Raw genomic sequence first — 14514 nt, 5'->3', positions numbered from 1 at the left:
CCTTCTTCAAGCAGGACTTTCTAGGACGATGCGGTGGGCCGTGGCGCTTACGGCCCTTAACCCCCCGCAGTCCTGGGAGGCTCGATTGAAGAAAAGAGCTGCTGCTCTGTGCGGCGTCGCCGCCGTGGCAGCTGGGATGATCACGGCGGTCCCGGCCGGCGCGACCGCGGACTCCGCCACCGCGTCCCACACCACCCAGACCACCAAGCCCCAGAGGCTCACCTGGAAGAAGTGCGGCAACGAGAACTACCCGACGCTGCAGTGTTCGTCGGTGAAGGTGCCGCTGGACCACTCACGGCCGGGCGGGCGGCAGATCACCCTCGCGCTGTCCCGTGTTCCGCACACCGCGAAGACGTCCCAGGGCCCGCTGCTGGTCAACCCGGGCGGCCCCGGCGGCAGCGGTCTGACACTGGCCGGCTTCGTCGCCAAGTCGCTGCCGGAGAAGGTGGCCGCGCAGTACGACGTCATCGGTTTTGACCCGCGTGGCGTGGGCGACAGCGAGCCCGCGCTGAACTGCCGCCCGGGCCACTTCGACGCGGTACGGCCCGACACCGTCCCGTCGACCGCGGCGATCGAACGCGCCAACCTGAACCGGGCCCGGGCCTTCGCGAAGGCGTGCGCCGACAAGTACGGCGACGTGCTGCCGTTCATGGACACGACCAGCGCGGTCAAGGACATCGACGCGATCCGCGGCGCGCTCGGGGCGTCGAAGATCAACTACTTCGGCTACTCGTACGGCACCTACCTGGGCGCGGTCTACGGAAAGCTGTTCCCGCACCGCGTACGCCGCATGGTGCTCGACTCGGTCGTCGACCCCACCGGCGTCTGGTACGAGGACAACATCCAGCAGGACTACGCCTTCGACGCCCGCCACAAGGCGTTCATGGCCTGGATCGCCAAGCACGACGCGACGTACAAGCTCGGCACCGATCCCGCGCTGATCGAGGCCAAGTGGTACGCGATGCGCACCGCCCTCGCCAAGAACCCCGCGGGCAAGAAGGTCGGGGCGTCCGAGCTCGAGGACACCTTCATCCCCGGCGGCTACTACAACGGCTACTGGCCCTATTTGGCCGAGGCGTTCGCGGCCTACGTCAACGACAAGGACCCGGAGCCGCTCGTCAAGGCGTACGAGACGTTCGGCGCGGTCGACTCCGAGGGCGACAACGGCTACAGCATCTACACGTCGGTGCAGTGCCGGGACGCGTCCTGGCCGCGCGACTGGAACCGCTGGCGCACCGACAACTGGCAGGTGTACGCGAAGGCGCCGTTCATGGCCTGGAACAACGCCTGGTACAACGCGCCGTGCGCGTTCTGGCCGACGCGTCCACTGGCCACGACCGACGTCTCCAACGACTCCCTGCCGCCGGTCCTGCTGTTCCAGGCGACGGACGACGCGGCCACCCCGTACGAGGGCGGCGTCGTCGTCCACAAGGAGCTGCGCGGCTCCAGCCTGGTGGTCGAGCAGGGCGGCGGAAACCACGGGATCACCCTGGGCGGTAACGACTGCCTGGACGGATACCTGGCGACGTACCTGTCGACCGGCAAGGTGCCGCGCGGCACCGGCGAGGCCGATGCGGTCTGCCGGCCGCTGCCGGATCCCGATCCCGCGACGGCGAAGAGCTCGCCTCCGTCGCGAGGCGGGTCACTGCACGGGCTGCGGGGCTTCCGCGGCTGACCAGCACAACAACCCGACGCCGGGGGCGTGGACGGCGGTCGACAGACCCCCTTCCACGCCCCCGGCGGCGCATTCGGCCACGCCCCTGCCGAGACGGCGAAGTGACAGGTCGGCCCGGCAGTCGGGTCAGCCCGGCAGTCGGGTCAGCCCGGTAGTCGGGCCAGCGAAGCCGAGGCCGCTGCCGACAGCCGGGGATGGGCGCTTGCCGCGGTCAGAACGGGGCGGGCTCGGCGGTCGCCCAGCGCGCCCAGTCCCTCCACGCAGGCGAGAGCGACCCGCCAGTACGGGTTCTGGGGCGACAGGAGCCGTTCGAGCGTGGCGATGAGCGCCGGCACGCTCTCGGGTGCCCGCAGTTCGGTCAGCAGGCGCACGGGGTGGAGCGCGTACGCCGTGCGCAGTTCGTTCGTCGCCAGGGCCGCCGCGGCCCGGGCCGTCCGTGGGTCCCGCAGCCGCGCCAGCGCATGGGCGGCCGAGGCGCAGCGCTCCGGGTCCCGGTGGTTGAGGAGCAGGACGAGGGCCTCGAACGCGCGCCGGTCGCCGGCGCAGCCGAGCCGGAACGCGGCGAGTTCGCGGGCCCACAGCGGCTGCCCGCCGGCGGTCAGTACGGCCGCGAGTCCGTCGAGGCTGTCGGTCGCCACCAGCCGCTCGTACGCCTCCGACCCGCCCGACTCCTTCCGTAAGCGGATCGTGAGCATTCGCAACTCTTCGTCCATGCGCTCGTCCATGGCGCCCGAGACTAGCGGCGACGCACGTCACACCCCCAGGGGGCAATGCGCTGAACGAGGGGACTGGCGCGCTCGTTACTCACCGGTTAAGCTCAGACGAGCGGGAAACACCCCCGCACCCCACTCATGGCGGCCTGGTGACGCAGCCGCCGCGAGGAAGTCGGTTCGGTACTCCACGTACCGCAGTACGACGAGGCTCCGGGACAGGGCCCGTCGGTTCTCCCTCACCGGGCGTGTGCCGTGCACTGCGGACGCGCCGCCCGGAAGCGGCAATCCACTTCCGCCCGCTGCCCGCCCCCTGGCGCACGGCACGGGCTCCTCAGTCGTCACTCCCACCTTTCAGGAGTCCTCGATGGACACTCCTCTGCCCTCCCTGAACACCATCGCGGTCGTCGGACTCGGCACCATGGGCACCGGCATCGCCGAGGTCCTGACCCGTGCCGGACGCGAGGTCATCGGCATCGACATCAGCGAGGCCGCCGCCACCCACGCCGTCGGCGCCCTGTCCGCCTCCACCGCGCGTGCCGTGGAGCGCGGGCGCCTCACCGAGCAGGAGCGCGGCGACGTGCTGGCCCGCTTCCGCACGTTCACGGATCTGCAGGCGGCGGCCCGGGCCGACCTGGTGATCGAGGTCGTCCCGGAGTCGTATGAGATCAAGCAGCAGGTCTTCCGTGAGCTGGACGGCATCGTCCGCCCCGACACGATCGTCGCCACCGGCACGAACGCCCTGTCCGTCACGCGGCTCGCCGCGGACTCCGCCCGGCCCGAGCGCGTGCTCGGCCTGCACTTCTTCAACCCGGCGCCCGCGATGAAGCTCGTCGAGGTCGTCTCCTCGGTGCTCACCGCGCCGACCGCCGTCGCGGCCGTCACCGACCTCGCGCTCGAGCTCGGCAAGGAGCCCGTCGCGGTCGGCGACCGCCCCGGCTTCGTCGCGGACGGCCTGCTGTTCGGCTACCTCAACCAGGCAGCCGCGATGTACGAGGCCAAGTACGCCTCGCGCGAGGACATCGACGCCGCGATGAAGCTCGGCTGCGGCCTGCCGATGGGGCCGCTCGCGCTGCTGGACCTCATCGGCATCGACACCGCGCGCACCGTGCTGGAGGCCATGTACGCCGCCTCGCGCGACCGGCTGCACGCGCCCGCGCCCATCCTCAAGCAACTCAGCGAGGCGGGCCTGACCGGCCGCAAGTCCGGCCGCGGCTTCTACACGTACGAGGAGCCGGGCAGCGCCACCGTCGTGCGCGACGCGCTGACCCCGCTGAAGGACCGGCAGCTCGCCCCCGGACGCACCGTGCGCTCGGTCGGCGTCGCGGGCTCGGGCACCATGGCATCCGGCATCGCCCAGGTCTTCGCCAAGGCCGGGTACGAGGTCGTGCTCGCCGCGCGCAGCCAGGAGAAGGCCGAGGCCGCCAAGTCCCGTATCGGCAAGTCGCTTTCGCGCTCTGTCGACAAGGGCCGGATGACGGCGGAGGCGGCGGCGGAGACGCTGGAGCGGATCGTTCCGGCCGGTTCGTACGACGCGTTCGCCGACGTCGATCTGGCGGTGGAGGCCGTCGCCGAGGACCTGGAGATCAAGCAGCAGCTGTTCGCCACGCTCGACAAGGTCTGCAAGCCGGGCGCCGTCCTGGCCACCACCACGTCGTCCCTGCCCGTCGTCGCCTGCGCCCGCGCTACCTCGCGCCCGCAGGACGTCATCGGCATGCACTTCTTCAACCCGGCACCGGCGATGAAGCTGGTCGAGGTCGTGCGAACGGTCCTGACAGGGGACGACGTGCACGCCACCGTCCTGGAGGTGTGCCGGAAGATCCGCAAGCACCCGGTGGACTGCGGCGACCGGGCAGGCTTCATCGTCAACGCACTGCTGTTCCCGTACCTCAACAATGCGATCAAGATGGTGCAGGAGCACTACGCCTCGCTCGACGACATCGACGCCGCGATGAAGCTGGGCGGCGGCTATCCGATGGGCCCGTTCGAACTCCTCGACGTGGTCGGCCTGGACGTCTCGCTGGCCATCGAGCGCGTGCTGCACCGCGAGTTCCGCGACCCGGGGCTCGCCCCGGCGCCGCTGCTCGAGCACCTGGTGGCCGCGGGCTGCCTCGGCCGCAAGACGGGCCGGGGTTTCCGCGAATATGCCCGGCGCTGAGGCCCGCGAGGACGGGTCCAGGGAGCGCGCCGACTGGGGCGGCCTGCTCGATCCCGCCGGAAGCGCTCCCCCCGCCCCGGGCGGGGGGAGCCCCGGTCGTGCGCGTTCCGGTGCGCGGATGCAGTACGTTCGGGGCATGTCCCAGCCCGCCAAGTCCTCCCGTACGTCGACCGCGCCCGACGCTCCGGAAAGTGCCGCCGGCAGTCGCGCCGCCGCCCAACGGCTCAAGATGCGCCGAGAACTGGCTGCCGCGGCCATGGAGCTGTTCGCGACGAAGGGGTACGAGGCGACCACCGTCGACGAGATCGCAGCCCAGGCGGGGGTCGCCCGCCGGACCTTCTTCCGGCACTTCCGCTCCAAGGAAGAGGCGATCTTCCCGGACCACGACGACACCCTGATCCGGGCGGAGGCGGTGCTGAACGCGGCGCCGCCGCACGAGCACCCGCTCGACACGGTGTGCCGCGGCATCAAGGAGGTCATGCGGATGTACGCGGCCCAGCCGGAGATCTCCGTGGCCCGCTACAAGCTCACCCGCGAGGTCCCGACGCTGCGCGAGGCGGAGATCGCCTCGGTGGCCCGTTACGAGCGCCTGTTCACCCGGTATCTGCTGGGCCACTTCGACGAGCACGCCCACGACGACGACGCCAACGACGATCCGCTGCTCGCCGAGGTCGCGGCGTCGGCCGTGGTCACGGCCCACAACCACGTACTGCGCCGCTGGCTGCGGGCGGATGGCCAGGGCGACGTCGAGGCCCAGCTGGACCACGCCTTCGCGATCGTCCGCAAGACGTTCGGGACGGGGATCGGGGCCGGGCGCATCACCGGCGCCCGCACGGCCGCGCCTGCGGCGGTGGCCGCCGGGGGCGGGGACGTCCTCGTCACGGTGGCGCGCACGGACGCGCCACTGGACGAGGTCATGCGCACGATCGAAGAGGCCCTCCGGGCCCACTAGCTCTCCCTGCTTCGGCCCTCTTGGCGCACTAGCGCCGAGAGGGCCGCTGTCATGTGTGGCGACGCGCCACTGACCGTTGCGGCGGCGCGCCGCTGACACCGTTGTGGGCAATCGTTCCGCAGGGCGGAACGAGTGGCACAACCCACGACGGCGGGCGCCCCCTCAGACGCGGGCACCCGGGGGTGGCACAGGGTGCCCTCCGTCGGACGGGTGCCGCTGTGCCCACCCGTGCCGCCCCAGCGGCACGATTGCCCACAGCGGCGGCACGCCCGCCACAGCGGCGGCGGAGGCCGCCACAGCAGCGCGGACGGCCCGCCGAAGCGGCCGACAAAGCCGCAGGTAGCGGGCCCGCAGCGGCCACATCTGATCGATCATCGCTCATCTGTTACCGGCAGATGACAAGTGAGAGAAATTGTTGGCACGCAGTGTCTTGCGGCCTGGCACGCCGTGCCATACGTTGAAGGTGTCCGGGCGGCCGGCGTGCAGAGCACCTCCGTACGTCGGCTGTCCCCGCAAGCCACCCGGCGAGCGCGCCCGGACGCCTGCGTCACAGGCAACCTCCAGCGCCACAAAGCGCCTGCCGAAGCACCACCTCCGCCGAACCGACGGCACCTCACCTCACAGCTCCACCCCAACCCCGACGTTCCCTCAGCGTTCCCCTGGACGCGCTTCGCCGGAGGCAACACCGTGATGAAGGAAATCCTGGACGCGATCCAGTCGCAGTCAGCATCGAACAGCGGCTCCGCCGCGGTCACGGCCGCCGACTTCGCGGCCCTGCCCATCCCCGAGTCGTACCGCGCGGTCACCGTGCACAAGGACGAGACGGAGATGTTCGCCGGGCTCTCCACGCGCGACAAGGACCCGCGCAAGTCGCTGCACGTCGACGACGTGCCCGTGCCCGAGCTCGGCCCGGGCGAGGCCCTGGTCGCCGTCATGGCGAGCTCGGTCAACTACAACTCGGTGTGGACCTCGATCTTCGAACCGCTCCCGACCTTCGGGTTCCTGGAGCGCTACGGCAAGCTCAGCGAGCTCACCAAGCGCCACGACCTGCCGTACCACATCATCGGCTCCGACCTGGCGGGCGTCGTCCTGCGCACCGGCCCGGGCGTCAACGCCTGGAGGCCCGGCGACGAGGTCGTCGCGCACTGCCTGTCGGTCGAACTGGAGTCCTCGGACGGCCACAACGACACGATGCTCGACCCCGAGCAGCGCATCTGGGGCTTCGAGACCAACTTCGGCGGCCTGGCCGAACTTGCCCTCGTCAAGTCCAACCAGCTCATGCCCAAGCCCGCCCACCTCAGCTGGGAGGAGGCCGCGGCACCGGGCCTGGTGAACTCCACCGCATACCGGCAGCTGGTCTCGCGCAACGGCGCCGACATGAAGCAGGGCGACAACGTCCTGATCTGGGGCGCCAGCGGCGGCCTCGGCTCGTACGCCACCCAGTTCGCGCTCGCCGGCGGCGCCAACCCCATCTGCGTGGTCTCCAGCCCGCAGAAGGCCGAGATATGCCGCTCGATGGGCGCCGAGGCGATCATCGACCGCAACGCCGAGGACTACAAGTTCTGGAAGGACGAGCACACCCAGGACCCCAAGGAGTGGAAGCGCTTCGGCAAGCGCATCCGCGAGCTCACCGGCGGCGAGGACATCGACATCGTCTTCGAGCACCCCGGCCGCGAGACCTTCGGCGCGTCCGTCTACGTCACCCGCAAGGGCGGCACCATCACCACCTGCGCCTCGACCTCGGGCTACATGCACGAGTACGACAACCGCTACCTGTGGATGTCCCTGAAGCGGATCATCGGCTCCCACTTCGCGAACTACCGTGAGGCATGGGAGGCCAACCGCCTCATCGCCAAGGGCAAGATCCACCCGACCCTCTCCAAGACGTACACGCTGGAGGAGACCGGGCAGGCCGCGTACGACGTGCACCGCAACCTCCACCAGGGCAAGGTCGGCGTGCTCTGCCTGGCCCCCGAGGAGGGCCTGGGCGTGCGCGACCACGAGATGCGCGCCAAGCACATCGACGCCATCAACCGCTTCCGGAACATCTGAGGCCGGAGGTCCACACATGACTGAGCGTCAAGCCGCCAACGCGCGGAAGGAGCGGGACCGGCCGTGGCTCATGCGGACCTACGCCGGTCACTCCACGGCCGAGGCGTCCAACGAGCTGTACCGGCGCAACCTCGCCAAGGGCCAGACCGGTCTGTCGGTCGCGTTCGACCTGCCGACGCAGACCGGCTACGACCCCGACCACATCCTCGCCCGCGGCGAGGTGGGCCGGGTCGGGGTCCCGGTCTCGCACGTCGGTGACATGCGCCGGCTGTTCCAGGACATCCCGCTGGAGCAGATGAACACCTCGATGACCATCAACGCCACCGCCATGTGGCTGCTGGCGCTCTACCAGGTCGTCGCGGAGGAGCAGGGCGCGGACATCACCAAGCTCCAGGGGACGACGCAGAACGACATCGTCAAGGAGTACCTGTCGCGCGGGACGCACGTCTTCCCGCCGGGGCCGAGCCTGCGCCTGACCACCGACATGATCGCGTACACGGTCAACCACATGCCCAAGTGGAACCCGATCAACATCTGCAGCTACCACCTGCAGGAGGCCGGGGCGACGCCGGTGCAGGAGATCGCGTACGCGATGTCGACCGCCATCGCCGTCCTCGACGCGGTGCGCGACTCCGGTCAGGTGCCGCAGGAGCGGATGGGCGATGTCGTCGCGCGTATCTCCTTCTTCGTGAACGCGGGCGTCCGCTTCATCGAGGAGATGTGCAAGATGCGGGCCTTCACCCGCATCTGGGACAAGGTCACGAAGGAGCGGTACGGGATCCAGGACCCCAAGCAGCGCCGCTTCCGCTACGGCGTGCAGGTCAACTCCCTTGGTCTGACCGAGGCCCAGCCGGAGAACAACGTCCAGCGCATCGTGCTCGAGATGCTGGCCGTGACGCTGTCGAAGGACGCACGCGCGCGTGCCGTGCAGCTTCCGGCCTGGAACGAGGCGCTGGGCCTGCCCCGGCCCTGGGACCAGCAGTGGTCGCTGCGTATCCAGCAGGTCCTCGCGCACGAGAGCGATCTGCTCGAGTACGAGGACATCTTCGACGGGTCGCACGTCATCGAGGCCAAGGTGAGCGCCCTGGTCGAGGAGTCGCTCGCCGAGATGGAGCGCATCCAGGAGATGGGCGGCACCATGGCGGCCGTCGAATCGGGGTACCTCAAGTCGCAGTTGGTCGCCTCGCACGCAGAGCGCAGGGCCCGTATCGAGGGCGGCGAGGAGAAGATCGTCGGTGTCAACTGCTTCGAGTCGACCGAGCCGAATCCGTTGACCGCCGATCTGGACACGGCGATCATGACGGTCGACCCGGCGGTCGAGGCACGCGTCGTGGCGGCCCTGCAGCACTGGCGCGACACCCGCTACCAGCCGCCCTTCAACCACCCGCGCCCCTGCAAGGCGCTGGAGAAGCTGAAGGAGGCCGCGGCCACGGATGCCAACCTGATGGAGGCCACCCTGGAGTGCGCCCGCGCCGGCGTCACGACCGGCGAGTGGGCCGGGGCGCTGCGCGAGGTGTTCGGCGAGTTCCGGGCGCCGACCGGGGTCTCGTCGGCGCCGGTGGCGATTCCCGCCGAGGAGGGCTCGGCGCTGAGTGAGGTCCGCCGCAAGGTCGACCTGACAGCGCGGGACCTGGGCGTGGGCAAACTGCGCTTCCTGGTCGGCAAGCCGGGCCTGGACGGGCACTCCAACGGCGCAGAGCAGATCGCCGTGCGGGCCCGCGACGCCGGCTTCGAGGTGGTCTATCAGGGCATCCGGCTCACGCCGGAGCAGATCGTGGACGCGGCCCTCGCCGAGGACGTGCACGCCGTCGGCCTGTCGATCCTCTCCGGCTCGCACGCCCAGCTGGTCCCGGACGTGCTGGAGCGGCTTCGTGTGGCCGGTGCCACAGATATACCTGTGATCGCCGGTGGGATCATCCCCAATGGCGACGCCGAACAGCTCAGGGCTGCGGGCGTGGCCGCGGTCTTCACCCCGAAGGACTTCGACATCACCGGAATCATCGGCCGCATCGTCGACGAGATTCGGAAAGCGAACAAGCTCGACCCCCTGGAGGTCCCCGCATGACCACGCCCGCCGCGCCGGTGAACCGGCTGCGCCCCCGCCGCTCCTGCCTCGCGGTGCCGGGAAGCAACCCCCGCTTCCTGGAGAAGGCCCAGGGCCTCCCGGCCGACCAGGTCTTCCTGGACCTGGAGGACGCCTGCGCGCCGCTCGCCAAGCCCGAGGCCCGGCACACCATCGTGAAGTTCCTGAACGAGGGCGACTGGACCGGCAAGACGCGGGTCGTGCGCGTCAACGACTGGACGACCCACTGGACGTACCGCGACGTCGTCACCGTCGTCGAGGGCGCGGGCCAGAACCTCGACTGCATCATGCTGCCGAAGGTGCAGGACGCCCAGCAGGTCGTCGCCCTCGACCTTCTCCTCACCCAGATCGAGAAGACGATGGGCTTCGAGGTCGGCAAGATCGGCATCGAGGCGCAGATCGAGAACGCCCAGGGTCTGAACAACGTCAACGAGATCGCCACGGCGTCCCCGCGCATCGAGACGATCATCTTCGGCCCGGCCGACTTCATGGCGTCGATCAACATGAAGTCGCTGGTCGTGGGTGAGCAGCCGCCCGGCTACCCGGCGGACGCCTACCACTACATCCTGATGAAGATCCTGATGGCCGCCCGCGCCAACAACCTCCAGGCGATCGACGGCCCCTACCTGCAGATCAAGAACGTGAACGGCTTCCGCGAGGTCGCAGGCCGTGCCGCCGCCCTCGGCTTCGACGGCAAGTGGGTGCTGCACCCCGGTCAGGTCGACGCGGCCAACGAGGTCTTCTCGCCGTCGCAGGAGGACTACGACCACGCGGAGCTGATCCTTGACGCGTACGAGTGGTGCACGTCCGAGGCGGGCGGCAAGAAGGGCTCGGCGATGCTCGGCGACGAGATGATCGACGAGGCGAGCCGCAAGATGGCGCTGGTCATCGCGGGCAAGGGTCGCGCGGCGGGCATGCAGCGCACCTCCAAGTTCGAGGCCCCGGAGGCGTAAGGATCATGCAGTTCGGACGCACCTACGAGGAGTTCGAGGTCGGGGCCGTCTACAAGCACTGGCCCGGGAAGACGGTCACCGAGTACGACGACCACCTCTTCTGTCTGCTCACCATGAACCACCACCCGCTCCACATGGACACGAACTATGCGGAGAAGACGACGGACTTCGGCAAGAACGTCGTCGTCGGGAACTACATCTACTCGCTCCTGCTCGGCATGTCCGTGCCGGACATCTCCGGCAAGGCGATCGCCAATCTGGAGATCGAGTCGCTGAAGCACGTGGCGCCGACCTTCCACGGCGACACGATCTACGGCGAGACCACCGTCCTCGACAAGTGGCCGTCCAAGTCCAAGGACGACCGCGGCATCGTCTACGTCGAGACCAAGGGCTACAAGCAGGACGGCACGCTCGTGTGCGTGTTCCGCCGCAAGGTGATGGTCCCCACCGAGACGTACATCAAGGAGCGCGGCGGCGAGCAGCCCGGCCGCCCGGAGCTGAAGTCACAGGAGAAGTAGTCATGGCCCGACTCGCCCAGACCGCCGGTCTGACCGACATCCAGCAGGAGATCCTCTCCACCGTCCGCGACTTCGTGGACAAGGAGATCCTTCCGGTCGCCACCGAGCTGGAGCACCGCGACGAGTACCCGCAGGCGATCGTCGACGGCCTCAAGGAGCTGGGCCTCTTCGGCCTGATGATCCCCGAGGAGTACGGGGGCCTGGGTGAGTCGCTGCTCACGTACGCGCTGTGCGTCGAGGAGATAGCGCGCGGCTGGATGTCCGTCTCGGGCATCATCAACACGCACTTCATCGTCGCGTACATGCTCAAGCAGCACGGCACGCAGGAGCAGAAGGAGTACTTCCTTCCGCGGATGGCGACGGGTGAGGTGCGCGGCGCCTTCTCGATGTCGGAGCCGGGGCTCGGCTCGGACGTCTCGGCGATCACGTCGAAGGCGACGCGGGACGGCGACGACTTCGTCCTCAACGGCCAGAAGATGTGGCTCACGAACGGCGGAACGTCGACTCTGGTGGCGGTCCTCTGCAAGAGTGACGAAGGCCACCCTGAGGGCACGGCCCCGCACAAGTCGATGACGACCTTCCTGGTCGAGAAGGAGCCCGGTTTCGGAGAGGTCCGCCCAGGCCTCACCATCCCGGGCAAGATCGACAAGATGGGCTACAAGGGCGTCGACACCACCGAGCTCATCATGGACGGCCTGCGTATTCCGGCCAATCGTGTGCTCGGCGGCACCACCGGCCGGGGTTTTTACCAAATGATGGACGGTGTCGAGGTCGGGCGCGTGAACGTCGCCGCGCGTGGCTGCGGCGTCGCTCAGCGTGCATTCGAACTGGGTGTCGCTTACGCACAGCAACGGCACACGTTCGGAAAGCCGATCGCCCAGCACCAGGCCATCCAGTTCAAGCTGGCCGAGATGGCTACCAAGGTCGAGGCGGCCCATGCCATGATGGTCAACGCAGCTCGCAAAAAGGACTCCGGGGAACGAAACGACCTTGAAGCAGGGATGGCGAAGTACCTCGCCTCCGAGTACTGCAAAGAGGTCGTGGAGGACGCCTTCCGGATCCACGGCGGCTACGGCTTCTCGAAGGAGTACGAGATCGAGCGCCTCTACCGCGAGGCACCGATGCTGCTGATCGGCGAAGGTACTGCTGAGATTCAGAAAATGATCATCGGGCGTAGGCTGCTCGAAGAGTATCGGTTCCAGGGTTAGATGTCCGAGTTCGGGGTGTTTTCTTCGAGAAGAAGATCACACCCCGTCAGCTCACTTCGGCCGTCGACTCGGCTGCACGGCTTGCCCAGTTGCGGGCCGTAACCGATACGATCCCGGAAAGCCGCCGTCCCCCGCATACAGCGCGGCATCATCCGCTACGAAGGTCATCCATGCCCCACAGCCAAACCTCTGCACCTCGCGACAGCCTCGCCGGCGTACGCCTCGCGCGCGGAGCATCGCCGTGGCTTCTGCCGACCGTCGCCACGGCTGCTCTGAGCCTGGCCCGGTCCCGCCGCTCCAGGACCGCGGCCGCCGTCGCCGTGCCCGCCACCGCTCTCGCGGCGGGCATGCTGTGGTTCTTCCGCGACCCGGAGCGTGAGATCGCTCCGGGCCGCGTCATCTCCCCGGCCGACGGCGTGGTGCAGAGCATCATGCCGTGGAAGGACGGACGCACCCGCGTCGCGATCTTCATGAGCCCGCTGAACGTCCACGTCAACCGCGCGCCCCTCGCGGGCACGGTGACGTCGGTGGAGCACATCCCCGGCGGGTTCGTGCCGGCGTTCAACAAGGAGAGCGAGAACAACGAGCGCGTCGTCTGGCACTTCGACACCGAGCTCGGCGACATCGAGATGGTGCAGATCGCCGGTGCGGTCGCCCGCCGCATCGTCCCCTACATCCCGCAGGGCACCAAGGTGGAGCAGGGCGAGCGGATCGGTCTGATCCGCTTCGGCTCGCGCGTCGACATCTACCTCCCCGAGGGCGTCGAGGTCGCGGTCGAGGTCGGCCAGAAGACCGTGGCTGGGGTGACTCGCATTGACCGTGATTGATCCGGATACGAAGGCCGGCTGGGTGCCGGAGGCGGAGGAGCGCAGCGGGCTCGCCGACGACGCGGAGGAGATGCCGCTGTCGCTGCGCCTGTCAATAGCGGACACCCTCACGCTCGGCAACGCGACCTGCGGCTTCATGGCGGTGTACTTCACCACCACCGGCATCCTGATCCCGCACCTCACGGGCAGCCAGGAGTCGGGCATGGCCCGGCACAGCGCGGCCACGGCCGTGATCCTGATGCTGTGCGCGGCGGTCTTCGACCTGTTCGACGGACTGGTCGCCCGCAAGCTCCGCTCCTCCCCGATGGGCGCGGAGCTGGACAACCTGTCCGACTTGATCAGCTTCGGCCTGGCGCCCGCGTACTTCGTCCTCGTCTACGGCATGGTCGCGGACGACGCGCACCAGCGGGTGGCGGCGGTCGGCGCGATCGTCGTGCTCCTGGCGGTCGTCCTGCGGCTCGCGAGATTCTCGTGCGTGACGATGAAGGACGGCATGTTCCAGGGCATGCCCTCGCCCTTCGGCGCGCTGACGGTCGTCTCGATCGTGCTGCTCGAGCTGCCGTTCTTCGCCACGCTGCTGGCGATCATCGGCACGGCGTGGCTGATGGTGAGCCGGGTCGAGTACCCGAAACCGCGGGGGCGGCTCGCGGTGGCGATGCTCTCCTGGATCGTGCTCAGCATGGGCCTGCTGACGGCCTGGGCGTTCGACGCGCCCGGTGGGCAGCTGCTCCTGCAGACCGGGTGCTCGCTGCAGCTGGTCCTCGGAGCGGTGATTCCCCTCTTCGCCACGGCTCGGAGGGTGAACAACTTCCGGGACAACCGTCGCGAGGCTAGGGCAGCGCAGCTGCCGTAGCCTCCGGCGGTACGCAGACGGGTGGTGGCCCGAGCCTTCTGGCTCGGGCCACCACCCGTTTCTGAACGCGAGCTGCGCTCGAGCCGTCTGAGGACGCACCGTACGTCGTGGTGTTGTGCCCACCCGTTCCGCCCTGCGGAGCGATTGCCCACAACAGTTGCGGCGCAGCCGCCCACAACGGTGACGGCGTGGCCGCCCACCCTGCCCGCCGCAGGAAGCGGGAACCGGCCACCGGCCGGAAGCCGCAAGCGGACCGAAGGGGACGTGGCGGGATGTGCGCCCGCAGCGGCTGGCGCTACGTATGGGCTCACCTCCTCGACGAGGACGGGTATCTCTTCCTCCGCGACCGCAACCAGTTCGCGGGCTCGTCCCTGCACATCGGGCACCAGCTGGTGCTGATGGACAAGTGGACGCCGGAGGAGATGCTCCGCCTCATCGCCACAAGGACGAGTCCAAGACGAAGAAGAACCGACCGCTACCGGTGCACCCACACGCACATGGTCCCCACCCAGTTCCACCGCCTGC

12 protein-coding genes are annotated in these 14514 nt (G+C 69.1%); 11 read left to right on the top strand and 1 reads right to left on the bottom strand.

Going from position 1 to position 14514, the window contains the following annotated elements:
- The first annotated feature begins 85 nt into the window (after nucleotides 1-85).
- On the top strand, nucleotides 86-1675 hold the full coding sequence (locus tag STSP_RS22540; protein ID WP_067281085.1) for an alpha/beta hydrolase: 1590 nt from the start codon (nucleotides 86-88) through the stop codon (nucleotides 1673-1675).
- Between the two features lie 143 nt (nucleotides 1676-1818).
- On the opposite strand, the gene STSP_RS22535 is transcribed toward STSP_RS22540, so the two are convergent.
- Nucleotides 1819-2388, bottom strand: a complete 570-nt coding sequence (locus STSP_RS22535) for an adenylosuccinate lyase (protein WP_067281082.1) — start codon at nucleotides 2386-2388, stop codon at nucleotides 1819-1821.
- Nucleotides 2389-2752: 364 nt separating this feature from the next.
- Here STSP_RS22535 and STSP_RS22530 point away from each other — a divergent pair, with 364 nt between their 5' ends.
- The 10 genes from STSP_RS22530 to STSP_RS22485 form a co-directional block, all read left to right on the top strand.
- A complete protein-coding gene (locus STSP_RS22530) occupies nucleotides 2753-4543 on the top strand; it encodes a 3-hydroxyacyl-CoA dehydrogenase family protein (RefSeq protein ID WP_067281080.1) in 1791 nt (596 codons plus the stop codon).
- Nucleotides 4544-4679: 136 nt separating this feature from the next.
- The gene (locus tag STSP_RS22525) at nucleotides 4680-5495 is read left to right on the top strand and encodes a TetR family transcriptional regulator (protein WP_067281223.1); all 816 of its coding nucleotides are present in this window, start codon (nucleotides 4680-4682) and stop codon (nucleotides 5493-5495) included.
- 690 nt (nucleotides 5496-6185) lie between these two features.
- Nucleotides 6186-7547 carry a crotonyl-CoA carboxylase/reductase gene (gene ccrA / locus STSP_RS22520; RefSeq protein WP_067281077.1) on the top strand — a complete coding sequence of 454 codons (1362 nt, stop codon included), beginning with the start codon at nucleotides 6186-6188 and terminating at the stop codon, nucleotides 7545-7547.
- A gap of 16 nt (nucleotides 7548-7563) precedes the next feature.
- Nucleotides 7564-9612: a protein meaA gene (locus STSP_RS22515; RefSeq protein ID WP_067281075.1), complete on the top strand. Its 2049-nt coding sequence runs from the start codon at nucleotides 7564-7566 to the stop codon at nucleotides 9610-9612.
- Nucleotides 9609-10583 carry an HpcH/HpaI aldolase/citrate lyase family protein gene (locus STSP_RS22510; RefSeq protein WP_067281073.1) on the top strand — a complete coding sequence of 325 codons (975 nt, stop codon included), beginning with the start codon at nucleotides 9609-9611 and terminating at the stop codon, nucleotides 10581-10583. The genes STSP_RS22515 and STSP_RS22510 overlap by 4 nt, the downstream gene beginning before the upstream one ends.
- Nucleotides 10584-10588: 5 nt before the next feature.
- Nucleotides 10589-11101: a MaoC family dehydratase gene (locus STSP_RS22505; RefSeq protein ID WP_067281072.1), complete on the top strand. Its 513-nt coding sequence runs from the start codon at nucleotides 10589-10591 to the stop codon at nucleotides 11099-11101.
- Nucleotides 11102-11103: 2 nt separating this feature from the next.
- Nucleotides 11104-12309 (top strand): acyl-CoA dehydrogenase family protein, encoded by a 1206-nt coding sequence (locus STSP_RS22500; protein WP_067281070.1) that lies wholly within the window; start codon nucleotides 11104-11106, stop codon nucleotides 12307-12309.
- A 170-nt stretch (nucleotides 12310-12479) separates the two neighbouring features.
- Nucleotides 12480-13136: a phosphatidylserine decarboxylase gene (locus tag STSP_RS22495; protein WP_078067409.1), complete on the top strand. Its 657-nt coding sequence runs from the start codon at nucleotides 12480-12482 to the stop codon at nucleotides 13134-13136.
- Nucleotides 13123-13989, top strand: coding sequence for a CDP-diacylglycerol--serine O-phosphatidyltransferase (gene pssA / locus STSP_RS22490; RefSeq protein ID WP_078067408.1), 867 nt, complete (start codon nucleotides 13123-13125; stop codon nucleotides 13987-13989). Before STSP_RS22495 ends, pssA begins: the two co-directional genes overlap by 14 nt.
- Before the next feature lie 272 nt (nucleotides 13990-14261).
- A partial coding sequence (locus STSP_RS22485; RefSeq protein ID WP_157902884.1) for a hypothetical protein occupies nucleotides 14262-14514 on the top strand: 253 nt, incomplete at its 3' end.

The organism is Streptomyces jeddahensis, from assembly GCF_001642995.1.
GTDB lineage: Bacteria > Actinomycetota > Actinomycetes > Streptomycetales > Streptomycetaceae > Streptomyces > Streptomyces jeddahensis.
The sequence above is the reverse complement of the archived record's forward strand: the minus strand, read 5'-3'. Positions and strand labels throughout refer to the sequence as shown.

Bases quoted from the DNA above. Each gene is read 5' to 3' on its own strand.
- STSP_RS22535 (WP_067281082.1), bottom strand. From the start codon at position 2,388: ATGGACGAAGAGTTGCGAATGCTCACGATCCGCTTACGGAAGGAGTCG.
- STSP_RS22515 (WP_067281075.1), top strand. From the start codon at position 7,564: ATGACTGAGCGTCAAGCCGCCAACGCGCGGAAGGAGCGGGACCGGCCG.
- STSP_RS22495 (WP_078067409.1), top strand. From the start codon at position 12,480: ATGCCCCACAGCCAAACCTCTGCACCTCGCGACAGCCTCGCCGGCGTA.
- ccrA (WP_067281077.1), top strand. From the start codon at position 6,186: ATGAAGGAAATCCTGGACGCGATCCAGTCGCAGTCAGCATCGAACAGC.
- STSP_RS22505 (WP_067281072.1), top strand. From the start codon at position 10,589: ATGCAGTTCGGACGCACCTACGAGGAGTTCGAGGTCGGGGCCGTCTAC.
- STSP_RS22500 (WP_067281070.1), top strand. From the start codon at position 11,104: ATGGCCCGACTCGCCCAGACCGCCGGTCTGACCGACATCCAGCAGGAG.
- STSP_RS22530 (WP_067281080.1), top strand. From the start codon at position 2,753: ATGGACACTCCTCTGCCCTCCCTGAACACCATCGCGGTCGTCGGACTC.
- STSP_RS22525 (WP_067281223.1), top strand. From the start codon at position 4,680: ATGTCCCAGCCCGCCAAGTCCTCCCGTACGTCGACCGCGCCCGACGCT.
- STSP_RS22510 (WP_067281073.1), top strand. From the start codon at position 9,609: ATGACCACGCCCGCCGCGCCGGTGAACCGGCTGCGCCCCCGCCGCTCC.